This is a genomic window from Sphaerospermopsis sp. LEGE 00249, from assembly GCF_014299995.1.
GTDB classification, from domain to species: Bacteria; Cyanobacteriota; Cyanobacteriia; order Cyanobacteriales; family Nostocaceae; genus Sphaerospermopsis; species Sphaerospermopsis kisseleviana.
On record NZ_JACJUZ010000078.1, the window covers coordinates 1 to 23,757 of the forward strand.

The 23,757-nt window shown below is 39.3% G+C and carries 17 protein-coding genes and 1 tRNA gene; 13 read left to right on the plus strand and 5 right to left on the minus strand.

Annotated elements, in window-relative coordinates; all coding sequences use genetic code 11:
- Positions 1-19 precede the first annotated feature (19 nt).
- Positions 20-817: a 7-carboxy-7-deazaguanine synthase QueE gene (locus H5968_RS20885; RefSeq protein ID WP_187041491.1), complete on the minus strand. Its 798-nt coding sequence runs from the start codon at positions 815-817 to the stop codon at positions 20-22.
- Between the two features lie 224 nt (positions 818-1,041).
- Here H5968_RS20885 and H5968_RS20890 point away from each other — a divergent pair, with 224 nt between their 5' ends.
- The 6 genes from H5968_RS20890 (at position 1,042) to H5968_RS25250 (ending at position 5,264) form a co-directional block, all read left to right on the plus strand.
- Complete coding sequence (locus H5968_RS20890) at positions 1,042-2,094, plus strand: sugar transferase (RefSeq protein ID WP_187041492.1); 1,053 nt, start codon at positions 1,042-1,044, stop codon at positions 2,092-2,094.
- A 658-nt stretch (positions 2,095-2,752) separates the two neighbouring features.
- Positions 2,753-3,214, plus strand: a complete 462-nt coding sequence (rsfS, locus tag H5968_RS20895; RefSeq protein WP_187041493.1) for a ribosome silencing factor — start codon at positions 2,753-2,755, stop codon at positions 3,212-3,214.
- A complete protein-coding gene (locus H5968_RS20900) occupies positions 3,211-3,711 on the plus strand; it encodes a CGLD27 family protein (RefSeq protein WP_187041494.1) in 501 nt (166 codons plus the stop codon). The genes rsfS and H5968_RS20900 overlap by 4 nt, the downstream gene beginning before the upstream one ends.
- Positions 3,708-4,661, plus strand: a complete 954-nt coding sequence (locus H5968_RS20905) for an asparaginase (RefSeq protein WP_187041503.1) — start codon at positions 3,708-3,710, stop codon at positions 4,659-4,661. Before H5968_RS20900 ends, H5968_RS20905 begins: the two co-directional genes overlap by 4 nt.
- A 53-nt stretch (positions 4,662-4,714) precedes the next feature.
- A tRNA-Met gene (locus H5968_RS20910) sits at positions 4,715-4,788 on the plus strand.
- A gap of 305 nt (positions 4,789-5,093) precedes the next feature.
- A complete protein-coding gene (locus H5968_RS25250) occupies positions 5,094-5,264 on the plus strand; it encodes a helix-turn-helix domain-containing protein (protein WP_222620756.1) in 171 nt (56 codons plus the stop codon).
- Here the strand turns inward: H5968_RS25250 and pgmB are convergent.
- Positions 5,227-8,118: a beta-phosphoglucomutase gene (pgmB, locus tag H5968_RS20920; RefSeq protein ID WP_187041495.1), complete on the minus strand. Its 2,892-nt coding sequence runs from the start codon at positions 8,116-8,118 to the stop codon at positions 5,227-5,229. The two genes, H5968_RS25250 and pgmB, sit on opposite strands and share 38 nt — an antisense overlap.
- A gap of 259 nt (positions 8,119-8,377) precedes the next feature.
- Positions 8,378-10,807 carry a sucrose synthase gene (locus H5968_RS20925; protein WP_187041496.1) on the minus strand — a complete coding sequence of 810 codons (2,430 nt, stop codon included), beginning with the start codon at positions 10,805-10,807 and terminating at the stop codon, positions 8,378-8,380.
- A 599-nt stretch (positions 10,808-11,406) separates the two neighbouring features.
- On the opposite strand from H5968_RS20925, the gene H5968_RS20930 reads away from it, so the two are divergent.
- Entirely contained in the window at positions 11,407-11,700 is a 294-nt protein-coding gene (locus tag H5968_RS20930; RefSeq protein ID WP_187041497.1) for a HetP family heterocyst commitment protein, read from the plus strand.
- Positions 11,701-11,960: 260 nt separating this feature from the next.
- Here the strand turns inward: H5968_RS20930 and H5968_RS20935 are convergent, their stop codons facing one another.
- Positions 11,961-12,365: a beta-lactamase hydrolase domain-containing protein gene (locus H5968_RS20935; protein ID WP_199291268.1), complete on the minus strand. Its 405-nt coding sequence runs from the start codon at positions 12,363-12,365 to the stop codon at positions 11,961-11,963.
- 848 nt (positions 12,366-13,213) lie between these two features.
- Between H5968_RS20935 and nifJ the strand changes: the two genes are divergently transcribed.
- From nifJ to H5968_RS20965, 6 genes are all read left to right on the plus strand, one after another.
- The gene (nifJ, locus tag H5968_RS20940) at positions 13,214-16,894 is read left to right on the plus strand and encodes a pyruvate:ferredoxin (flavodoxin) oxidoreductase (protein WP_187041498.1); all 3,681 of its coding nucleotides are present in this window, start codon (positions 13,214-13,216) and stop codon (positions 16,892-16,894) included.
- Positions 16,895-16,977: 83 nt separating this feature from the next.
- Positions 16,978-18,009 carry a dihydroorotate dehydrogenase-like protein gene (locus tag H5968_RS20945; protein ID WP_187041499.1) on the plus strand — a complete coding sequence of 344 codons (1,032 nt, stop codon included), beginning with the start codon at positions 16,978-16,980 and terminating at the stop codon, positions 18,007-18,009.
- A 290-nt stretch (positions 18,010-18,299) separates the two neighbouring features.
- Positions 18,300-19,970, plus strand: coding sequence for a signal recognition particle-docking protein FtsY (gene ftsY, locus H5968_RS20950; protein WP_187041500.1), 1,671 nt, complete (start codon positions 18,300-18,302; stop codon positions 19,968-19,970).
- 1,097 nt (positions 19,971-21,067) lie between these two features.
- Positions 21,068-22,450: a PP2C family protein-serine/threonine phosphatase gene (locus H5968_RS20955; RefSeq protein WP_187041501.1), complete on the plus strand. Its 1,383-nt coding sequence runs from the start codon at positions 21,068-21,070 to the stop codon at positions 22,448-22,450.
- 139 nt (positions 22,451-22,589) lie between these two features.
- Complete coding sequence (locus H5968_RS20960) at positions 22,590-22,892, plus strand: 30S ribosomal protein PSRP-3 (RefSeq protein ID WP_096569556.1); 303 nt, start codon at positions 22,590-22,592, stop codon at positions 22,890-22,892.
- 471 nt (positions 22,893-23,363) lie between these two features.
- Positions 23,364-23,510, plus strand: coding sequence for a hypothetical protein (locus H5968_RS20965; protein ID WP_255427215.1), 147 nt, complete (start codon positions 23,364-23,366; stop codon positions 23,508-23,510).
- Between the two features lie 114 nt (positions 23,511-23,624).
- Here H5968_RS20965 and H5968_RS20970 read toward each other — a convergent pair.
- Positions 23,625-23,757, minus strand: a 133-nt coding sequence (locus tag H5968_RS20970; RefSeq protein ID WP_187041502.1) for a transposase, incomplete at its 5' end; no start/stop codon positions are given.

Genomic DNA, 23,757 nt, shown 5'->3' on the forward strand with positions numbered 1-23,757 from the left:
GTCCCCAGTCCCCAGTCCCCTACAACTGCCTCAACATTTTATGTGTTTGGGGGATCACCCGCACTTGTTTCACAAATCGCTTCATCAAAGCTTGCCATTCTAAAACTTGGTTTGGTGTAGGGGCTTCTACAGCTACCTGACTGAATTTTTGAGATTCTGCTAAAGGTGTCACAGGTTGCAGAAATATAGGAATATCCTGACATATACCATTAACTAATAAAGCTGCTCGTTCCAATTCGCCAGGATCAGTCCTTTGAGAGACAATTATCTTGACAAAAATTTCTAAATTTGCATCAAAGCATATTTGGAGAAATTTTTCATGTTCTGTCCAATGACTTTCGCCACTCACACTAGGCAATTTTAAATCCATGCCTACAGAGTCAAGGTACGGGAGAATCATGTCCAGTTGCTCAGGGCGATGTCCCCCAGTTTCCAGATATATAGGCAAATTGGTCAGCGATCGCACTTCCGGCAAAAATTGCGCCAAAAATGGAGCATGAAGAAGCGGTTCACCTCCAGTTAAGCTGATGCTATCGTGTAGAAAAGGTAAATTTTGCCTTTCCACCCATTTGATCAACGTGGATAGAGGAATAGGATTAGAGTGGATTTCAAAATCTCGCAATCCTGGTGAACCCTCTATTTGACATACAGAGGGAGCATTCCATGTATGGGAACTATCGCAAAAGTGACAACGCAAGTCACATATTGCAAAGCGAATAAAAATCTGACGTGTCCCGACGTTGAGACCTTCTCCTTGAATAGCAGAGAAAACTTCAATCAGGCGTGCTGTAGGTTTAACTGTAGTTTTAGCAATCATGAGATGATAGAGAGGAATGCGTTCGCCTATGGTTTAGCACAGTCGCTGACACCGATTGGGTATGAAACCAGTAGGTTTCTAGCTTGTTTTTCCATTGTGAACCGTGTTCGGCAATCTCCAAATCTCTGCGCGAAAAACTACTCACCTATCCTTAATCTTATTTTTTTCAAAATTAGGTTAAGTAGTTTTCCAGGAAAAAATCATGTTTGGCAGATTAGACCCCAATGGCAACCAAATTGCATAGCTTCATGAGTAGCCAACCCACAGAGGCAAATTTCCCAGTTACTTACCTGAACGATACAGCAATAGTACAGGTGTCGATGCGTTTGAGCGTCGTTGAGGCTGTATGCTTTAAACAAACCTGCCAAAGCCTCATCCAAGCTGATACCCATCCCCAATACCTGATCATTGACTTCCAAAATACGATCTTTATGGATAGTAGTGGTTTGGGGGCTTTGGTGAGTAATTTTAAATATGCCCAAGAACAAGGGATCGGATTCACACTTCGTAATGTTACCCCTCAAGTAATGGCAGTTCTCAACCTCACAGGATTAGATCACGTATTTGCTATTGAGTCTCCTCACAGCGTTAGTCCCATAGAACCTAATCATATTGAAGAAAATAATCGGATCACTAACTCTCGCAAAGCAGATCCCCTACCTCAAACACATCCTTCTGTGGCCTCTTGGATGAAAAGATTGATTGACATAGTTGGATCATTGGTGGGTTTAATAATTACAGCATTTTTATTCATTCCTATTGCGATCGCTATTCAAATCGACGATCCCGGTCCAATTTTCTTTAAACAAACCCGCTGTGGGTGGATGGGTAAGCGTTTTGCTATTTGGAAATTTCGTTCCATGTGTGTTGATGCAGAAGCTAAGAAATCTCAAGTTCAAAACCAAGTCCAAGGTGCTTTCTTTAAAAATGATCACGATCCGAGAATTACCCAGGTAGGACGCTTTTTACGGCGCACCAGCCTGGATGAACTACCCCAATTTTGGAACGTCCTCAAAGGCGAAATGAGTTTAGTTGGTACTAGGCCACCTACTCCCGATGAAGTAGAACGATATGAAGTACCAGAGTGGCAACGCTTAGATGTCAAACCGGGGATGACTGGTGAATGGCAAGTCAATGGACGCTCTACAGTACGCAGTTTTGAGGATGTTATTCGTCTTGATTTGCAGTATCAACAAAATTGGAGTTTAGTGTATGATTTAAGGCTGATTCTTAAAACTATAGCTATTTTATTTAACAAAAACAGTGGTGCTGTTTAAAAGTCAGCAGTTTCAACAATTCGTAAAAATTACATTTTAAAATTTACCCAAGCTCATTATATCGGCTCTGGGTAAATTTTTTGGTGTTTTTTTTGGTGTTTTTAAATAGGGTTTGCTGAATAAACCTAAAACCTTGATATATCAAAGGTTAGAGGCTGATAAACACAGAAATTAGTGCAAGGGTTTTGTTAACAGGCAACAGGGAACAGTTTCAAGAGTTTGATGGGAGCGATTTTTCCTTTCAGGACTTACGCAAAAGGGAACGAAAGTAGGGGTAATTCATGAATTACCCCTACGCAAGAATAAGGTTTTCAGTCACATCTTCCGTAAGTCCTACCTTTGTGTACAAATTAAATGCCAGGTTTTTGAGTTCCCACCTCGTAAAGTCTTGCACTTTTTTAACTTCCAGCAGGCTAAGACCCTTTACCTGTAATATTTTCACATTTATTCAGCCAGCCCTAATTAGCAATCAGTAATCAGCCAACTGCATAAATAGTAGTTAATCTCAAGAAGGTTTCCTTTTTTCTCGCCTTGGTTATACCCCTAAACACCGATTTTTTTGTTAGTATTCAAAAAAACCTATTCACACAATTGCAAGTTGTTTGTAAGCACATCGGACAATTTGTAATCAAAAAAGGAAACAAGCAACTGAGGTTGAATGACTGATTATTTCCCAAGAAATTTACCATTAGAATCTGTTCCACTGACCAAAACAACAGTGAACACCTCAATGGCGGAAACTGATAATCTGAGCGAAAAATTAGCTATAACCATAGCTGAAGCTGGATCAGAACGCAAAGCAGGTGAGATTTTATTGCTGAAAGTAGCAGATGTCTCCTACCTGTCTGATTACTTTGTGATGATGACAGGCTACTCTAGGGTACAAGTCAGAGCGATCGCCGCAGCAATAGAAGAGAAAGTAGAAACGGACTTGCAACGTCGTCCGTTAAGGACAGAAGGAAAAGCTGAGGGGAGTTGGGTGCTGCAAGACTATGGAGATGTGATTGTTCACATTATGATGCCCAAGGAACGAGAGTTTTATAATTTAGAAGCATTCTGGATTCATGCCGAACGCATTTCACTGCCAAACTCTGATCAGGTTGAGGATAAACCAAGATGATGAGATCATCGGTTTCTAACTGCCCAGTTCCCACAGAACAACAACCACTCAATGAGTACGAAGAATTAAAAAATTCCTGGCTATTTCGGGATACTACCTTAAGCTGGCGTAATTATCTCACCAAGATTTTTTTGATTTGGAGTTGGTCATGGCTGGTTGCAGGTCCAGTAGCCGCTGCCAGCTTTCCTCCACAAAAGCATATAGTTCATTTTATTCTCTGTGGATCTGCCGCTGCTAGTGTGGGAGTAGTGCTGATATTGGTGCGGTTGTATTTGGGTTGGTTCTATGTGCGCGATCGCCTTTATAGTTCCACAGTCTTCTATGAAGAATCAGGCTGGTATGACGGCCAAACCTGGACAAAACCCCAGGAGGTCATTGTCCGCGATCGCCTCATTGTCTCCTACGAAATTAAACCTATTCTCCAACGCTTGCAAATTACCTTTGCCGCCTTGGCTTTAATGTATCTTATTGGTACTATAGTTTGGCATTTGTTTTGACAATGGGAAAACGAACACAAGCCACAGCACTGGAAGTCCGGTTACTGCGGGAAGGTATTATCGAATCTAGGCATATAGTCCAGGCTGTAGTCAGCGACGACCGGGGACGAGTTCTATCTGTTGCTGGCAACGCCGAAACCGCTGCCTTTGTCCGTTCAGCCCTCAAACCATTTCAGGCATTAGCTGTCACCAGTACAGGCACACTGGAACGGTATGATTTGAGCGATCGTGACTTAGCCATCATTACCAGTTCCCACAAAGGCAGCATGGAACAGGTACGACAAGTATTTAACATCCTCTGGCGGGCTGACCTTGACCCCAGCGCCTTGCAATGTCCAGTTCCAGAAGGTAAACGCAGCACCCTAGAATACAACTGCTCTGGTAAACACGCTGGAATGTTAGCAGTTTGTCAGCAATGCCATTGGCCTTTAAATAACTATTTGGATCGTAAACACCCAGTCCAGCAGTTAATTCTCTCCAAGGTAGCAGAATTATTGAGAATGCCAGCAGCCGAATTTATCGGTGTTCATGACGACTGCGGCGTTCCCACATATCTGATGCAACTCGGTCACATGGCATCTTTATATGCTGTACTCGCCTCCAGCAATAACTTAGATATGGAACGCATTGTCCGCGCCATGAATCACCATCCGACTATGGTGGCTGGAGAAGGTGAATTTGACACAGAATTGATGCGCTTAACTCCCGGTGAACTGGTCAGTAAATCAGGTGCGGAAGGAGTACAGTGCATTGGCCGACTTGGTGAAGGGATGGGACTAGCTATCAAAGTTATGGATGGAGCAAAACGGGCAAAATATGCTGTGGCTATTCATGTACTTCAACAAATGGGTTGGATTAGTCCCAGTGTTGCCCAAAGCCTGTCCGAGAAATTCATGAACTTGGGGAAATACAAGCGTTTAGAGGTAATTGGAGAATTATCGCTTTTGTAGTTGACAAACTCTTGACTATGAGTTATATTAAAAAAGTCAAGAGACGAAAGCGACGCGGGATAGAGCAGCCTGGTAGCTCGTCGGGCTCATAACCCGAAGGTCAGTGGTTCAAATCCACTTCCCGCCACTAAATTAAAAACGAGACTCTATAAAGTTTTAAAGCTTTATGGGGTCTTGTTTTTTATAAAGAAATCCAGCGAACCAAAACCACTGAGGGAAAGTATCGAAATTTGGCATTGATACTTTATCGGGCTTTAGATGGTGGAGAAAGGAAGTCAAAAGTCAAAAATTTAGTTTAGGGTGGGGAATGTGGGTTAGTAGCTAGTTACTGTTTTCTTAACTAATTTCTTAACTAATACTAACAAATACTCACATTTACCCAAAATTTCCACTCATCTGCTCTTGATGACAGAATTACAGTAAAATCACTGTATGCTACTAGGATTCAAAACCCAACTCAAAATTAACAAGCAACAACGACTACTACTAGCGCAACACGCAGGAGTGCGTAGTCGAACTGGTGAAACAGGAAGAAAAAGCCGACTTTTGTTAGCATTAGCATTAGTTAGTTTTTTTGTATCGGCTGTAAAGCAATATCCCTAAATTTCTCTTGCAATTTTTCCCAAGTCATACCTGCTAAACTAGGTAAAACAATGTGAGCATTTCCCACCCTTTCCGGTGGTCCCATACCCACCGCCCACATACCTGCGGCTAAAGCTGCATCTATACCTGCGGCTGCATCTTCAAATACTACACATTGCTGGGGAGGCAGTCCTAACTGCTGGGCTGCAAATAAAAATAAATCTGGTGCAGGTTTGGGTTTATGTACACTATAACCATCAGCGATCGCATCCAGTTTATCACTAATTCCCAGCTTTTCAACCACTACATGAGCGTTTTTACTCGCTGAACCCAGAGCTATTTTTAACCCAGCTTGACGCAAATCATCCAACAAAGAAACCGCACCCGGTAACAAATTATCAGGAGTGATATTTTCAATCAATTCCACATAGTAATCGTTTTTACGTTCCATCATCTCCTGGATCTGTGTATCAGAATATCGCCTATTACCAATAATTAACATCAGGGAAGCACGGCGAGAAATTCCCCGTAACGCCTCATTAGCTTGACGGCTAAAAAGTATACCTTCCTCATCCGCTAACCTCTGCCAAGCTTGATAGTGATATTCAGCCGTATCCGTTAACACACCATCTAAATCAAAAATCACACCTTGAATATTAGTAGCAGATGTTTTCCCATTCCCTTTTTCCCGGTGTAAATCAAAATCATGCCATTTGCCACGCCAGTATAATTTAAACTTTAAGCGTGTCCAACCAGAAGGTAAATGGGGATGAGCTACGGGCTGATTATTTGTAAATTGAATACCTCCAAAACCAAAAACTACCGCTTGCCAAACGCCTCCTGCACTAGCACCGTGAATACCTTCATTCGCATTCCCCCGGATATCTTCCAAATCCACCATCGCCGCTTGCATAAAGCGTTCATAAGATTTCTGGGTTTTCCCTAAATCTGCGGCTAATATCGCGTGAATAGCTGGACCCAGGGAAGAACCATAAGTAATATCCGTGCGGGGTGCGTAATAATTCCAATTTACTTCTAAATTTTTTATACTGTAAGGAAATTCCGCAGATTCCCGCATGAGATAAAGTAGCATTAAAACATCAGGTTGTTTCAGAACTTGGTGTTTATTTGCACCTTCAATACCTAAAATGGCTTGCATTGACTTGTGACGCGGTTCGTAGTCTGCTAAGTTAATATCATCTAATTGGAAAAATCCCTCACATTGCTCAACTAATCCCGTTTCTGGGTCGTAGGGAATCCAGATTTTGTTAATGATTTCTTGCCAATGGTTTCTGATTTCGTCAGTCAGGTGCAATTTCTGCTCTAGTTCCTCAGCGTATTCCGGAAAATTACGCTTTAATAAGTTATCAACTATACCAGCTTTTTCTAAATGCCATTGGACTATCCGATTAGTAAAACTATTGTTATGTACTAATTCATGGTATTCATCTGCACCTATAACACTACGTATTTCATAACGTTGAGTGTGAGAATTAAATTCAACGCGACTTGACCAGAAAATTGCGGTATCTAGAATTATCTCTGCACCATAATCTCTGAGCCATTCATCGTCCCCAGTCACTCGCCAATAGTACCATACAGCATAGGGAATAACTGAGCTAATATGAATTTCGCGATCGCGGCACCAAATACGCACATCCTCAGCATAATAATCACTCGGTAGCGCCCAGCGTGGTGTTACTTCATCCCCAGTCACCGCACTTTCCCAAGCGTACATTGCCCCTTGGTATCCATAATGAATCGCTTTCCGCCGCGCCCCATCTAAAGTATGATAGCGATAAGTAAGTAAATTGCGAGCTAGTGCTGGTTGAGTAAAAGTAAAAAATGGCAGAATAAAAATTTCCGTATCCCAAAAAATATGGCCGTGATAACCAAACCCAGACAAGGTTTTTGCGGGAATACTCACTCTGTCATCATCACGGGGAGCAGCAATCAGCAATTGAAATAAATTATAACGCACAGCAAAAGCGGCCTTACTATCTCCTTCAATGAGAATGTCGCTTTGTTGCCAAACCTCATCCCAAGCTTGTTCATTCGCATCACGAAGAGTTATATAATCTGGTAACTGGGCGAGTTTTTCCTGTGCGGCTAACACTGGTTGATCAACATCACGCGAGGTAAAAACAGTAACTAATTTTTCTAAGGTTACGGTTTGCTGTAGTTCAGAGAAAAAAGTGGCGCTGATACTAGGATAACCTGGTGCGGTATTGATTTGCATAGCCGCTTCAATGCCTGAAATAGTCATTTTTGCAGCCATCCCGATATCAATACGGGAGTAACGGGTGCGACTGTGTAACCAAAAACCTTGGTCAAATTTCCCTTGATCTAGTCCTTCCCAGTGATTGAAACCTTTATTTTCTGGGTAGCCATTGATACTGGATTGTATTTCAATTAATCCATGAAAATCTACTGTGGTTAACTGGCAACGTTGCCCTAATACATGATGATCCGCTAAACTGGCAAAGCGTTCAAAGCTGATATCTATGGTTTTTCCTGTGGGACTGCGCCAACGTAGAGAACGGCTAATAACGCCTTGACGCAAATCGAGTTCACGGTTGTACTGCAATATTGTACCTTGATCAAGACGAAAGCGTTCGCCATCAATCATCACTATCAATAGTAGCCAGTCTGGACAGTTGGCTAGTTCGCTATAAACTACAGGAACATCGTCATAAACACCGTGAATGAATGTAGCGGGCAATGCACGGGGATAGCTTTCTTCAAAGCTGCCTCTTGTGCCTAAATAACCGTTACCAATGGTGAAAATGGTTTCTCTAGCCTGTAATTTTTCAGGATTAAACTGGTTTTCTATTAATATCCAGTCTGTGTAGATCAAATCTTGTTGTTTTTCCATTTTTATTATTAAATATTACTAAATTAATGGATTTTTTCACCCAGAGGCGCAGAGGCGCGGAGGGAGAAAAAAGAGAGATATAGGGAGGATCCCCGTTGTGTAGTTTTTTTATCTAACGATTGACAATTATCTTCGGCTTGTATCTTCGGCTTGATATGATTGAACCGCAAAGGACGCAAAGTACACAAAGGTAAGAGAGTTTCAGAGAGTTGTTGGTGTGGCTACGTTAATTTTTTTAAGAATTTTAGATTTCAGGTTTTTAAATGGGAAGGTATTGTTTTTGTGGTTGTGTGTGGGGGATAATTTTTTCTGCTCTTGGTTTATAAATGAGATAAAATAATGTTTCCATATATCTATCTCTGGCTTCGTTGTCTTCTGGGGCAATCAAGTTCCAAAAACTAAACATTTTAGCTAAGACTAATAATTGTTCATTGTGTAATTTCCAGTTGTATTTATTGCGAATTCTTTGAATCATCCATTGTGAAGTTTCTTGCCAATATTCTGGGTGGGATTCACATTTATCTAAAAAGTTGATAATTGTTTTCGCTGTACCTGCTAAATCTGTGGGATTGAGATGAAATCCATTTTGCCAATCTTCGATAATTTCTAATGCTCCACCAAATTTAGTGGCGAATGTTGGTAAACCAGAAATCATTGCTTCTAAAATGCTGCGGCCAAAGGCTTCATAAAGGGCAAAATGAACATAAATTCCTTGTTTATCGGCAATTATGCGATAAGCTTCACCGATTTTATTGCTAGGTAAGCGCATTCCTAACCAACGGATTTTACTTGGTAGAGTATACTGGTTAATAATATTGTGTAGTTTTTGGATTTCCTCTGCTTCTTCTAAGTTTGTGGCTTCGTCGGGATATAATTTGCTGGTTAATAAAATTAGGTTACATCGTGATTGTAATTCGTTACTTTTACCAAAACATTCCACTAACCCAGTCAGGTTTTTAATTGAGGTAATCGGTGCAACTGCAAAAATTGGTCTTTTGTTACTATCGTCTAATTTACCGAAAATGTGATCATCTTCTTGGTGAAATAATAGGTTTTGAATGTGTTGGCTTTCTTGAAGATTTCTTTTTTCTGTTTGGTTATAGGGAAAAAAGAATGTTTCACTGACTCCCGGAGCAACCATATTAAATTTTGGATTGAATAAATCAATGCCATCAATTACATGATATAATTCGGGCATTGTAAAACATTTGTAAGATTCATATTGCCCCATTGTGTCTGGCGTACCGACAATTTCTTGATAGGTTGAAGCAATGATAAAATCTGCTGCATTCATGCTAATTAAGTCTGCTGTAAATTGGGCAGAAAAGTGATATTTATCTTCTAATTCTTGCCAATATAAGTTACTGAATAGGTTTTTCGGTTTTTCTAGGGAATGGGCTATATTACATTGAGTGACTTTTAAACTCCGGGAGAGAATAGAAGCAACTAAATTACCATCGCTGTAGTTACCAATAATCAAATTTGGTTTACCTTGAAATTGCTCTAATAGTTCTTTTTCTGCATCTTGAGCAAATTTTTCTAAATAAGACCAAATTTCAAATTTGGAAATCCAGTTATTGGTAATTTCTGGATGGGAATCTGTAAAGGGAATTCGCAAAATCCAAGCGTTTTCTGTGTTGTTAACTTTTTCTAATCGCAGGTCACAAAATGTTCCTTGACAGTTGGGAATCAGGCGAGTCAGAATAATTACATGAGGTTTGATACCTAAGCAGTCCAGACCAGCAAGTTTAATTTCTTCTTGTAGTTTGTTTTCTAAGCTGCGTGCTTGTTCAAGGACGTAAATAACTTGACCTAATGTTTCTTCTCTTCCTAAAACGTTTTCTTGCGCTACCCAACCATGTATAGAAATAAGAACTACGCGAAAAACTGCGGGTATACGCGACACAAAGGCTTCTAGGAGGGAAGGTTGGGGGGTGTCGATGAGTCTTTGTAAGAGTTCTAGGGTTTCTTTGAATCGCCCTACATTGTTACCCCAACCAGCTTCAAAACCCAGTTGTTGCAGTTGAAAGCGAAATTCTGGGTAGGGTTGGTGAGAGGGAAGTTCCCTTAAAAAAGTGATGGCTGGTTTAATTTGTTTGGCAAACTGAATACCAGAACGAATGCGATCGCCAATTAACAACCGCATACCATTGTATTGTATTGCCTGTAATGCTTGAAACAATTTATCTAACCAATATTGGGGATCAGTAACAAATTGATTGCAGAGATAATGGTTAAGGAAAGTCAAACCTTGACCAATATTTCGGGGATCGCTAGTTCTTGGAGATGCTTGGTAAAATGGGTGCAGATCAATTTCTAGAATGTGAGATTGGTAACGATTGACTAAGCGATCGCTCACATCTAAAAATTCTTTAGGAGTTATTAAATCAAACTGAGTAAAATCTGAGGTTAGTTTCCATACTTCTTGACTAGCAATTCTCGGTCTAACTACAAACCAAGTATTTTCCCTTTCCAAAATTATTTCATGGGTGTAGTTAATAAGTGTTCCTAAAGAAGAAGAATGGTAAAAATAAGCCGGTTTTTGAGATTGATGACAATAATCTGCAAAAGCTTGCAAAATTTCATTTCTTAAAAAGTAACGTTGATCCTTAGTATCTAAAGTACAGAGAAACTGACGAATCTCAGTTTTTTCTTCACTGTTTAAAATAGCCTGAAATAATTCATACATAGGGAATTACCCAAATATAACACCCACAACGTCATTTTTCTCACCTTAAAAACCATCGTTTTAAAAGATGGGTTGGGTAAGGTGCGTTTTCTCTGCGATTATAAATAAATTGTCAAAATTATCGCGTCTAACTCAAGAGTGAAACCATAAAGTAATTCCTGAGATAGAGAACAATATATTTAGTTAGATTTCTGAGTATTAGTTATCCAAAACCCAGGAGAATAATAACCTTAAATCAGACCATAGTCACCTTTTAGCTCACTAGCAAAAAACGTTATTTGATTCAATAGCTGCTAATTGCACTTTTGTAAACCCTTTGTGTGACACTATTTAAATAGGCATTTAAACAAGATACAAAAAATGCCATCCATTATAATTTCTTTATATAAAAATTGCCAACTTGGCTAAAATGACCGAAAAAAAAGAGTATTCTGCATATCAGAGATTGTTTGTGTTTCCTATTTTTTCTAATCACACAATTGACTGAGGTATTAACATAAATAACTTTTGATAACCTTAATTATTTAAGCATAGGCAACAGACCACTTGAGACCGCAGCTAATGTAAACCAAAAACTACAAATTTTATCAGGGCCAGTCATGAATTACCGAGTTTCTTCTTCTCCAGCTACCTTTGAGAATGTTATTACTCCTGACGAATTAAATCAGATTATTGAAGCGATTGCGGATGGGAGATATTCCTGGGCTTGTGTGTTGATTTTGCGTTTTATTGGCTATAATCCACTGCATTATATACCCCAGCGAACTTATAGCAGAATCATGAAAGAAAATAGCCAAGTTGTCACAACATCAACATCTACAACTAAACAGAAATTGCAATCTGTCAATAATGATCATCGGGGAACTCCATCTCAAACTTTCAACAATAACTAAGTAGGGGCAAACCCCCTGTGGTTGCCCTCTTGAGGCAGGAGGCAGGAGGCAGGAGGCAGGAGGCAGGAAGCAGAAATTATTAATTTTGACTTTTGATTTTTGACTTAATTCTATCCCTGTTCCCTGTGCCCTGTTCCCTGTGCCCTGTTCCCTGTGCCCTGTTCCCTGTGCCCTGTTCCCTATCCCCTATCAGTTTAGCATACTAAGTATGGTAGAGCCAAAAATTTTTGTTAATAATAATTTTATGTTAGGCTAACTAACTATAGCAGGTCTAAATTAATAGTTTTTTGCCACACCTGCTCAAAGGCAATTCCCTGTTTAGTAGAAATATATAATAATACTATAGCTGCTGAACGTTTGGAATTATCACAATGTATCAACAGTGGTTTAGGGAGTTCCCTAATAACTTGAAAAATATGGTTTGCTGCTGGATGTGTGAGATTTGCAATTTTGGTAGGCAGATTAATATAGGATAATCCTAAAAGTTGACTTTTTTCCTGTTCATGTTGCCAGAAGCTTGGTTCATCTGAAAAACATAGATTTAGCACAGACTTATAACCATCATCAGCCAGTTGTTGTAGTTGATCTGGTGTAATTTGTCCACTTATTGCTAAATCCTGATTAATCTTTCTGACAATATTAATTGGCAGCACATTGTCAATCATAGTTTTTGGTGGAAATAATAATATTTTTGATGCCAACCCCGTCTCCAACTAGGTATGAAAATTTAATGTAGGAATTTCCTAGACCCTTATTGTACAAATATTAACTGCTATCTAGTCATAATCATTCAGCCATCGGTTTACATCGGTTTACTTCTGTACCTAAAATATTTAAATACAAAGATTAAAAATAAACAGATGCAGATAACATTCCTGAAATTAAAATTTCTGAATCTTTGTTATTGCTGCTATTGGCTGATTACTGATTACTGATAGCTGAATATTTACATCTAGTCATTAATCTACTCTTAACTTACAGCTAGAATTTGAGGAAGTTGTGAGGGTAGTTGACACTCTGCGTCCTCAAGGATTTTATAATCCTAATATTCTTAGCTCTTGTGGAACAGGCATCTTGCCTGTTAAACTTATGCAAATTAAATGCACAACAGCTTACTTTATCTTAGTGGTTTTGGCTCACTCGATTTTCTTATAAAAATTAAAAATTAAAATTAATGGGGGCTTTAACCGAGTATATTTCAACAATTAGACAGCATTTACAGCAGATTGCAGATCAATGAGGTACAGAATCTAAATTGAAATCTATACACCAAGCTAGTTTTACTCCTGACTCCTGCTATATATAGTTTTGTTAAACCCTCAAATATGAGTTTTCCTCACAAGTTCCTCAAATTTTCAGTTTAGTTTCAAGGTAGACACCAGGATACTGGAAACTAGGTAATGGGGACTGGGTACTGGGTACTGGGTACTGCTTACTGGGTACAATTCATTCCCACAACTTATTCCCTTTTACGAATTACCCAGAGTTGAGAAATTCTCAAAGGTTAATTAATATGAAAACCAGAACATTTGCCACCATAGACGGTAATGAAGCAGTTGCCAGAGTAGCCTATCCACTCAATGAAGTTATTGCCATTTATCCCATTACACCATCTTCACCGATGGCAGAATGGTCTGACGCTTGGATGAGTGAACATAAACCGAATATTTGGGGAACTGTTCCCACAGTGGTACAGTTGCAAAGTGAAGGGGGGGTTGCTGGTGCGGTACATGGTGCATTACAAACCGGTTCACTGACTACCACATTTACCGCATCTCAGGGATTAATGTTAATGATCCCGAATATGTACAAAATTGCTGGTGAACTGACACCTACAGTATTTCATATTGCCGCGCGATCGCTCGCAGCCCAAGCATTATCAATTTTCGGTGATCATAGTGATGTCATGGCTACTAGAAGTTCTGGTTTTGCCATGTTATGCGCTGCATCTGTGCAAGAAGCTCAAGATTTTGCCGTTATTTCCACCCGTGCAAGTTTAGAATCTCGCATTCCTTTCTTACACTTTTTTGATGGTTTTCGCACCTCCCACGAAGTAGATAAAGTAGAAACATTAACAACAGAAGATTTACAAAAAATCATCCCCATAGAATTAGTTATAGCCCATCGTTCACGGGCATTAACTCCTGATAATCCAGTATTAAGAGGAACAGCCCAAAATCCCGATGTTTACTTTCAAGCACGGGAAACAGTGAACCCATTTTATTTAGCTTGCCCAGATATCACTCAAAAGGTAATGGATCAATTCGCCGAAATTACAGGGCGAGAATATAAACTATTTGAATATCATGGAGATCCCCAAGCTGAAAGAATAATTATCCTCATGGGTTCTGGTTGTGAAACAGTCCATGAAACTGTAGATTATCTTAACAAACAAGGGGAAAAAGTTGGTGTAATCAAAGTTAGATTATATCGCCCTTTTGACACCCAAAGATTTATTGATGCTTTACCAAAAACCACCCAAAGTATTGCAGTTTTAGATCGGACAAAAGAACCAGGTGCAACAGGTGAACCTCTTTATACAGATGTTGTGACTGCAATTCAAGAAGCAAATCCAAAATCCAAAATCCAAAATCTAAAATTGATTCTTGGTGGGCGTTATGGGTTATCTTCTAAAGAATTTACACCCGCAATGGTAAAAGCTGTATTTGATAATTTGACTGTGGAAACACCAAAAAATCATTTTACAGTTGGGATTAACGATGATGTTACCCATACTAGCCTAGAATATGACCCCGAATTTAACATTGAACCTGATAGCATAGTGAGGGCAATATTCTATGGTTTAGGTGCAGATGGTACAGTCGGGGCAAACAAAAATTCCATCAAAATTATTGGTGAAGAAACTGATAATTATGCCCAAGGTTACTTTGTTTATGACTCTAAAAAATCTGGTTCTGTTACAGTTTCCCATTTGCGGTTTGGACCTCAACAAATTCGCTCTACATATTTAATCACTAAAGCTAATTTCGTCGCTTGTCATCAATGGGAGTTTATAGAAAAATTCCCCATGTTGAAAGATATCGGTCCTGGTGGTACATTCCTGATTAATTCACCTTATGACAAAGATGAAGTTTGGGATAAATTACCTGCTTCCATGCAAGCAGAGATCATTAACAAAAATCTCAAATTGTATGTGATTAACGCCTACAAAGTCGCACGGGAAGCGGGAATGGGTGGACATATTAACACAGTAATGCAAACTTGTTTCTTTGCTGTTTCCGGTGTTTTACCCAGAGAAGAAGCCATATCACAAATTAAAAAATCCATCCGTAAAACCTACGGTAAAAAAGGTGAAGAAATCGTCCAAATGAACATCCAAGCAGTTGATAAAACCTTGGATAACTTGTATGAAATCACCACCAAAGAAAAAACTACCCAATCACCAATCACCAGTCCCCAATCACCAATACCCGATTATGCACCTGTATTTGTGCGTGATGTTTTAGGGAAAATAATTGCCCGTGAAGGTGATGATTTACCAGTGAGTGCATTACCTTGTGATGGTTCATATCCCACAGGAACATCAAAATGGGAAAAACGCAATATTGCCCAAGAAATTCCTGTTTGGGACCCCAACGTTTGTATTCAATGTGGTAAATGTGTAATGGTATGTCCACACAGCGTTATCCGCAGTAAAGTTTATGAACCTGAACAATTAGAAAATGCCCCTACAACCTTCAAGAGTGCAAATGCAAAAGAACATGATTGGCATGATTTAAAATTTACCATTCAAGTAGCAGCAGAAGATTGTACAGGTTGTGCTTTATGTGTAGATGTATGTCCAGCGAAAAATAAAGCCGAACCTAAGAAAAAAGCCATTAATATGGCAGAACAAAGACCATTAAGAGAACCAGAACGGGAAAACTGGGATTTCTTCTTAAATTTACCCAATCCAGACCGTCGCAATTTGAAGTTGAATAGAATTAATCAACAACAAATGCAAGAACCGTTATTTGAGTTCTCTGGTGCTTGTGGAGGATGTGGAGAAACACCGTATATTAAGTTAGTCACACAATTATTTGGCGATCGCATGATCGTGGCTAACGCTACCGGTTGTTCATCCATCTATGGTGGTAACTTACCTACCACACCTTGGACAACAAATGCAGAAGGTAGAGGTCCAGCTTGGTCTAATAGTTTATTTGAAGATAACGCCGAATTTGGTTTAGGTTTCCGCGTTTCTATTGATAAACAAGCGGAAATAGCAGCTTATTTACTCCAACAACTTGCACCCCAAATAGGTGAATCTTTAGTCACAGATATCCTCAACGCTGAACAAAAAGACGAAGCGGATATTTATGAACAACGAGAACGGGTTTCTATTCTCAAACAAAGATTAGATCAACTTTTGGAATCTGCAACCGAAACCAATCTAAAATCCCAAATCCCAAATCTAAAATCCTTAGCTGATTATTTGGTTAAAAAGAGTGTTTGGATTATTGGTGGTGATGGTTGGGCGTATGATATTGGTTACGGTGGATTAGATCATGTAATTGCTAGTGGTCGCAATGTGAATATTCTGGTATTAGACACAGAAGTTTATTCTAACACCGGCGGTCAAATGTCCAAATCTACCCCTAAAGGTGCAGTCGCAAAATTCGCCGCAGGTGGTAAACCCGCAGCTAAAAAAGACTTGGGTTTAATAGCCATGACCTATGGTAATGTTTACGTTGCTAGTGTGGCGATGGGTGCAAGAGATGAACACACATTAAAAGCTTTCTTAGAAGCAGAAGCTTATGATGGACCATCAATAATTATTGCCTACAGTCATTGTGTAGCTCATGGTATTAATATGGCTACAGGAATGCAAAATCAAAAGGCTGCTGTAGACTCTGGACGCTGGTTATTATATCGTTATAATCCAGATCGTGCAGAACAAGGACAAAACCCATTACAACTTGATTCTCGTACTCCTAGAATACCAGTTGAAAATTCCATGTACATGGAAAATCGGTTCAAGATGTTAACCAAAATTGACCCAGGAAGGGCAAAAGAATTATTGCAAGAAGCCCAAGAAGATGTTAATACTCGTTGGCAAATGTATCAATATTTAGCCGCCAGAAAATTACAGGAAAATCAACATCAAGAACCAGAAAGTAAGCCTGGTGAAAATCCTAACCCACAACCAGAATCAACTAGTAACCACAAAGGTGTAACCACCTCTAACCGTTAGATAAAGATGGGGTGATGGGGTGATGGGGGAAGTTAACCACCCAATCACCAATCACCAATCACCAATCACCAATCACCAAAATTATGAACTTAACTACAACATATCTCGGTTTAGAATTAAAATCTCCTCTTGTACCTTCAGCTTCTCCACTTTCCCAAGAAGTTGATAACATCAAATTCATGGAAGATGCTGGCGCTGGTGCTGTGGTGATGCACTCGCTTTTTGAAGAACAATTAACATTAGAAAAATTTGAATTGCATCATCATTTAACTTATGGTACAGAAAGTTTTCCTGAAGCTTTAACTTATTTTCCTGAACCTACAGATTTTCGCGTTGGTCCAGAGGAATATTTAGACCATATTAGAAAAGCCAAAGAAAAAGTAGACATTCCTATTATTGCTAGTTTAAATGGTTCTTCTTTGGGTGGTTGGACTGAATATGGTAAACTGATGGAAGAAGCAGGAGCATCAGCATTAGAATTAAATATTTATTATGTTCCCACTGATCCAGATTTAACCAGCGCAGAAATTGAACAGAATTATATTGATATTCTCACATCTGTGAAAAGTGCAGTCACAATTCCTGTAGCTGTAAAACTCAGTCCTTATTTTACTAATACTGCCAATATGGCTAAACGTTTAGATGAAGCTGGGGCTGATGGTTTAGTATTATTTAATCGGTTCTATCAACCAGATATTAATTTAGAAACTTTGGATGTTGAACCTCATGTACTTTTAAGTACACCCCAAGCTATGCGTTTACCTCTGCGCTGGATAGCTATTCTTTATGGTCATATTCAGGGTAGTCTGGCTGCAACTAGCGGTATTCATAACGCCCATGATGTGATCAAAATGTTGATGGTCGGGGCTAATGCAACTATGCTGTGTTCCGTATTATTACGGCATGGTATTGATCATATTCGTTCCTTGGAAAAGGATTTGCGGGAATGGATGGAAACTCATGAATATGAATCTGTTAAACAGATGCAAGGTAGCATGAGTCAACTTAACTGCCCTGATCCTAGCGCCTTTGAACGCGCTCAGTACATGAAAGCTTTGCAAAGTTACAAACCAGAATCGGGTAGACAGCTAAGAATGTCAACGCAGATGAGGTGATTAGGGATTGGGGACTGGGGACTGGGGAAGAAAATTTTAGATTTTAGATTTTAGATTTTAGATTGGAGTTGACAAAAACAATCCAAAATCCAAAATTCAAAATCCAAAATCCAAAATACATAACTCCTGACTCCTGACTCCTGACTCCTGACTCCTGACTCCTGACTCCTGACTCCTGACTCCTGACTCCTGACTCCTGACTCCTTGAACTCCTGACTCCTGACTCCTGACTCCTGACTAGCTAACTAATAACTGATAATTGATATCTAATAACTAATAATATTGCTGCAATGGTTTTTAATTGGTTCCGCCGTAACGATTCTTCTCAACCCCCTCAAACACAACCACAGGGGGAAACTCAGCCTACACAAGAAGCACAGCCAGAACCAGCCGCAGAAACTACACCTGATACTGCGGACCTATTGGCTTATGCTAAAGCTGCTTATAAAAATATTCAGCAAAAACAACAATCTCAGCCCCAAGAAACTGCACCAGCAGAGGCATCTGTTATTGAAGAAAAAGCAGAAACAGTTGTTGTAGAAGAAGCAGTTACACCAACCCCAGCAGAAACAACTGCTGTTACTGAAGATGTTACTGAAGAAAAAGCAGAAACATCTGTAGAGGAAACAGTTACACCAACTCCAATAGAAACAACTGCTGTTACTGAAGAAACCGCAGCAGCGCCCGCAGAAGAAGTAACTGTATCAACACCAGTAGAAGCAACATCTGATACTAAGGAATTAGAAGTTACTAGCCCAGAAACTCCAGTTAGTGATCAACAACCAGCAACTTTATCGTTTTTAGAACGGGCAGCAGCAGAAAGGCAAGCCAAACAGGAAAGATTGATAGCCAGTGCGGTTGAAGTTGCACAACCGGAAATAACACCAACTTCAACACCAACTTCAACATCAACTTCAACCACACCAGAAACAGCAGCAGAAATTCCCGTTATAGAATTTGATGATGGGTTTGTATGGTCAGCAGAAGTTTTAGCAGCACAAGGTAGAAAGGCCGAAGATATTTCTATAGAAGAAATTACCTGGTTGAAAAAATTACGCCAAGGTTTAGATAAAACTCGGCGCAATATCCTTAACCAACTCAAAGCCATTGTTGGACAAGGACCATTAAATCAAGCTGCTGTAACTGAAATTGAGGCATTACTTTTACAAGCTGATGTGGGTGTAGAAGCCACAGATTTTATTATTGATGCTTTACAGCAAAAATTGCGGGATGAAGTCACCCCACCAGAACAGGCGATCGCCTACCTGAAACAAATCCTCCGGGATATGCTAGATGCACCAATTGCAGCAGCACCCAGATCCAGCTTTGCCCCAGAAAAAGATAACTTAACCATTTGGTTAATTACAGGAGTTAACGGTGCTGGTAAAACTACAACAATCGGTAAAATCGCCCATTTAGCCCAAAAATCTGGCTATAACTGCTTAATTGGTGCTGCTGACACTTTCCGGGCTGCTGCTGTAGAACAAGTGAAAGTTTGGGGAACAAGAAGCGGAGTAGAAGTGATAGCTAATCCTGGGAAGAATACAGATCCAGCCGCCGTGGTATTTGATGCGATCGCCGCCGCCCAATCACGAGGCACGGAATTATTATTAGTAGATACCGCTGGCAGACTGCAAAACAAGAAAAACTTAATGGACGAATTAAGTAAAATTCGTCGAATTATTGACAAAAAAGCCCCAAATGCCCATGTGGAATCTCTCTTAGTTTTAGATTCTACCTTGGGACAAAACGGACTGCGACAAGCTGAGGTATTTTCCCAAGCTGCCCAACTCAGCGGCGTTGTCTTAACCAAGCTAGATGGTACAGCTAAAGGAGGAGTAGCTTTAGCAGTTGTACAACAGTTAGGCTTACCTATTCGCTTTATTGGTGCTGGAGAAGGAATTGAAGATTTACGTCCATTCTCTAGTTATGAATTTGTCGAAGCACTTTTAAATGGGTGATTGGTGATTGGTGATACAATTTTGGATTTTGGATTTTGGATTTTGGATTTTGGATTTTGGATTGTATTTCATGAATCAAATCTAAAATCTAAAATTCTTCTGCCTCCTGCCTTCTGCCTCCTGCCTCCTGCCTCCTGCCTTCTGCCTCCTATAAATTAAAATAATTCTTTTTTTTTGACAAAAAATGGCCAACTTCTGGTAGAATTTCACACTAAAGCTATTTTTATCACTGCCCAATGATCCATCTAATACAGCACAAGGTTCATTGATGACTGTAAAAGGTATTCATACACAAGTGGATGAGTGTAAACAAAGTAGCTAATGACTCTGACTTGGTTATCAGGTTCTACTGGCAAAATTACATACAAATACTCTCTCTTAACCATTTACAGATGTAAATTATCATGGTTTAACTAAAACACTCGATATAGGTTTTGGTTGAAAGATTCCAGAGTATCCTGAGTCTAGGTTCTATTTCCTATAGATGCTAGATATTTTGTCTTGAGCTAAATTACATATTTAGCCATTCAAAATTTCATAGCTAATCAGCTAATAAACTGAATATAGAAAATTTATATCTGAGTAAATATTCAGGAAATTTATGATATACCAGTTAAATGTTTACAATTTATTACTTGTATTTTAGAGTTTACAGGTAGGATGAGAAATATTTTTTGTCTCACTCCAGTAGGAACACCCGGTTTAACAAGCCAGTCTCAAATCCATTCATCGAAAAATCTCCAGACTTACTCTGTAGGTGTAAGCAACGACTCTGATTAAAAGAAAGTTTTATTTCCCCAGATATATGAATTACTAATTAAGGCATGAAAAAATTATAAGCCGTCTGTAGCATTATCAAAATTACTGCTTTATACTAGACAGGGTTTAACTAAAAATACAATGACCGGAAACTCCTGATCAATGGCAAACAATAAAACCAGCAAATGCAATACTGTTCAAAATTACATCCTCAATTTTTCTCCTCTTGCTAAAATGACTAATCTTGTCGAATATGATTGAGCAACACTAAATAAAAAATTGCTCATAAATCATAAATCTGCCATCTGTTAATATTAAATGCAATAGTATATTTACCTGTGTCTCAAGTTCCTTCTCACTCCACCGAAATTAATAGTAGTGCCACCACAGATGTCACTCCAGTTGTGGCACTAAAAGAACTTGTGGCTAGACTGCATCGGGAACAGAACAAAATTCAAGATTTGCTGAGTTCTTTAGGATTTGCTCTCAGAAGTTTCAATAATTTGAATCAGTTTTTAGAACTGATTCCTCTCATGGCCACCAGAGTTACCGATGCTGAAGGTAGCGCCCTATTTCTCTATAAACCAAATGGTCAAATTAGGTTAGAGCAGCTACATTGGCAGAATAGTCAACAACGGAAAATTATCCGCAAAGCCCTAGAAAATGCTACAAGTCAAATTACACTGTTACCTAATTCTGCACCACTGACAACCACAGGAATTTTAGATGCTCAGATGCATCAATATTTAGGACCAGATGTGCAGATTTTTGGTACAGCAATTATAGTTAAACATACAGAAAGGGGATGGCTTTATGTTTTAAGCCGTGATCCAGAATATAGTTGGACAGAAACTAGACAAAAGTTAGTAAGGTTAGTTGCAGATCAAACAGCGGTAGCTATTGACAACGATGAACTAGCAGTAGAATTGAGGAAAAAAGAACGATTAGATCAAGAATTAGAAATTGGTGCTGAGATTCAACGCCGACTTTTACCGCGTCAATGTCCTAATGTTCCTGGTGCTGTTTTGGCTGCACGTTGTAAACCGGCTAATCGTGTGGGTGGAGATTATTATGATTTTATTCCCACAAATCATAATCAGTTTAAATCTAATCTTAATAGCAGTAAAGAAGATGCCCGTTGGGCTTTGGTAATTGGGGATGTGATGGGTAAAGGTGTTCCTGCTGGTTTAATTATGACCATGTTGCGAGGAATGCTCAGAGGTGAAGTATTACATGGTAATTCTGCGGCGGGAATTTTGCAAAATTTGAATCGTGTTATGTATGCCGATTTGGAAAATTCCCACCGGTTTGTCACTTTGTTTTATTCAGAATATAATCCCCGTACAAGATTGTTATCTTATAGTAATGCAGCACATAATCCGCCTTTGTGGTGGCACGCTGCTACTAAGACAGTGACGAGATTGGATACTATGGGGATGTTGATTGGTTTGGATGCAAATAGTCAATATGAGAATGGGGAAGCACAATTAGAACCAGGGGATACAGTTATTTATTATACAGATGGTTTAACGGATGCGGCTGCGGCTGGTGGCGATCGCTTTGATGAAGATAATTTTGTGACTTCGTTTAATGCTGCTTGTCGTTATTGCAATGGACCCCAGGAAATTGTTGATTATTTGTTTGATAAGGTTCAGAATTTTATCGGTTCTGAACGGCAAAATACTGATGATATGACTATGGTAGTTTTACAAATTTTGTGATTACAGGAGGCAGGAGTCGGGAGATCAAACTGACTTTTAAACTCATTTTGAACTCATTGGTCAATGGGACAGATATTGAGTTATAATAAGTGGTCGCAAACATTAGTAAGTTATAGCCGGATTTGTCCCGGAGGTACGATTGACCACAAAATTTATCTTAAAAATTCTCTGGTTAGATGAGAACGTAGCTTTAGCAGTTGATCAGGTTGTTGGTAAAGGCACAAGCCCCTTAACTAAATACTTCTTCTGGCCTCGTAATGATGCGTGGGAAGAACTGAAAAAAGAGTTAGAATCCAAACACTGGATTACTGATGTTGATCGCGTTGAGTTGCTAAACAAAGCCACAGAAGTGATCAACTACTGGCAAGAAGAAGGCAGAAACCGCCCAATGGCAGAAGCACAATTGAAGTTTCCCGAAGTTGCCTTTACAGGTAGCGCCTGATTGTTTTAATTTGGTGATTGGTAATTGGTAATTGGTAATTGGTAATTATCAATTACTACCCAGTCCCGATCTTCCAATTATTCCATAGTTTAATGGTTTTATCTTCACTACACATATTCTTAAAACTCCTGTGGTGCAGTCATATTGCCTGCATAAATCATAATATAATCATTATAATATAATTAGGGTTTGCTGAATAAACCTAAAACCTTGATATATCAAAGGTTAGAGGCTGATAAACACAGAAATTAGTGCAAGGGTTTGGAAGGGTATACCGGAAAAAGTGTGCATTTTTTGGGATTTCAAGAGATGGCAAAGAAATTTTCAAATCTCCTCCTGACTCCTGACTCCTGACTCCTGACTCCTATGCCCTCACGGAAAGACTTTCTCAGCAACCCCTACATAAAATTCATTAGAATAGGCTACTTCCACAGTCATGTATGATGTAGTCATTGGTTGGAGATGCAAACCATGACTACTTACAACATTGAATTACAAGCGGGAATTTTACGGATTAAATTTGGCGAACCTGCCCAAAACGACCAAATAGTAAAAGATGCAGCGACACGCTTAGAGGAAATGGCGCAGTCGGGAGAATTAGCAGGGGGTCAATTATAAGGAAAAAGGCTGAAAACCCTTGAGGTTAAGTTTTGGAGCGTGGCGGAGAAACTTAACCGTCCTTTAGGCAAGGCATGAAAGCCAGTTAAGGCGTTTACGCCTCAGTGATTTTAACTATTTTCTTTGTTGGGCGATATAGTGTTTAACTGTTTCCGTACAAATATTACCAGCAGTGCTAACAAAATAACTAGGAGTCCACAAAGTAGGAAGTTTCAGTAACTCAGGAAATTCTTTTCTCAAGAAACAA

Coding starts and splice junctions, on each gene's coding strand:
- pgmB (WP_187041495.1), bottom strand. CDS start 8,118: ATGGAAAAACAACAAGATTTGATCTACACAGACTGGATATTAATAGAA.
- H5968_RS20885 (WP_187041491.1), bottom strand. CDS start 817: ATGATTGCTAAAACTACAGTTAAACCTACAGCACGCCTGATTGAAGTT.
- rsfS (WP_187041493.1), top strand. CDS start 2,753: ATGACTGATTATTTCCCAAGAAATTTACCATTAGAATCTGTTCCACTG.
- H5968_RS20930 (WP_187041497.1), top strand. CDS start 11,407: ATGAATTACCGAGTTTCTTCTTCTCCAGCTACCTTTGAGAATGTTATT.
- H5968_RS20890 (WP_187041492.1), top strand. CDS start 1,042: ATGGCAACCAAATTGCATAGCTTCATGAGTAGCCAACCCACAGAGGCA.
- H5968_RS20945 (WP_187041499.1), top strand. CDS start 16,978: ATGAACTTAACTACAACATATCTCGGTTTAGAATTAAAATCTCCTCTT.
- nifJ (WP_187041498.1), top strand. CDS start 13,214: ATGAAAACCAGAACATTTGCCACCATAGACGGTAATGAAGCAGTTGCC.
- H5968_RS20900 (WP_187041494.1), top strand. CDS start 3,211: ATGATGAGATCATCGGTTTCTAACTGCCCAGTTCCCACAGAACAACAA.
- H5968_RS20925 (WP_187041496.1), bottom strand. CDS start 10,807: ATGTATGAATTATTTCAGGCTATTTTAAACAGTGAAGAAAAAACTGAG.
- ftsY (WP_187041500.1), top strand. CDS start 18,300: ATGGTTTTTAATTGGTTCCGCCGTAACGATTCTTCTCAACCCCCTCAA.
- H5968_RS25250 (WP_222620756.1), top strand. CDS start 5,094: ATGCTACTAGGATTCAAAACCCAACTCAAAATTAACAAGCAACAACGA.
- H5968_RS20935 (WP_199291268.1), bottom strand. CDS start 12,365: ATGATTGACAATGTGCTGCCAATTAATATTGTCAGAAAGATTAATCAG.
- H5968_RS20965 (WP_255427215.1), top strand. CDS start 23,364: ATGACTACTTACAACATTGAATTACAAGCGGGAATTTTACGGATTAAA.